This is a genomic window from Vibrio sp. 2033 (assembly GCF_033339735.1).
This window is the reverse complement of the sequence record NZ_JAWOVC010000308.1, coordinates 1-735: the sequence shown is the minus strand read 5'-3', so window position 1 is coordinate 735 and position 735 is coordinate 1. Positions and strand designations below refer to the sequence as shown.

At 44.9% G+C, this 735-nt stretch carries 1 protein-coding gene; it reads left to right on the top strand.

Features of this window, described 5'->3' with window-relative positions; genetic code table 11:
- Positions 1 to 735, top strand: a 735-nt coding sequence (locus R7P74_RS26270; RefSeq protein ID WP_318123574.1) for an AAA family ATPase, incomplete at both ends; no start/stop codon positions are given.

Genomic DNA, 735 nt, shown 5'->3' with positions numbered 1-735 from the left:
ATCTGAATGAGCAAATGAAAGCGATTCAGAAAGAGCTGGGTGAGATGGAAGACGCTCCAGATGAGTTTGAGACTCTGCAAAAGAAGATCGACGAATCAAAAATGCCGCAAGAAGCACGTGAAAAGACAGAGCAAGAGCTGCAAAAGCTTAAGATGATGTCTCCAATGTCCGCAGAAGCGACATTAGTTCGTAGCTACATCGACTGGATGGTAAGTGTACCTTGGACTAAGCGTTCTAAAGTGAAGAAAAATCTTGCGAAAGCGGAAGAGATTTTGAACGAAGATCATTATGGTCTAGAGCGTGTGAAAGAGCGTATTCTGGAGTACTTAGCAGTACAAAATCGTATCAATAAGCTAAAAGGTCCAATCCTTTGTCTTGTTGGTCCTCCAGGCGTGGGTAAAACATCGCTTGGCCGCTCAATTGCATCTGCTACTGGCCGTAAATACGTACGCATGGCCCTAGGTGGCGTGCGTGATGAAGCAGAGATTCGAGGCCACCGTCGTACTTACATTGGTTCATTGCCAGGTAAGCTGATTCAGAAAATGTCGAAAGTTGGTGTGAAAAACCCTCTCTTCCTTCTGGATGAAATCGACAAAATGTCTTCAGACATGCGTGGTGACCCGGCTTCAGCGTTGCTTGAAGTATTAGACCCTGAACAAAACAACTCATTCAACGACCACTACCTAGAAGTGGATTACGACTTGTCTGATGTGATGTTTGTTGCAACGTCTAACT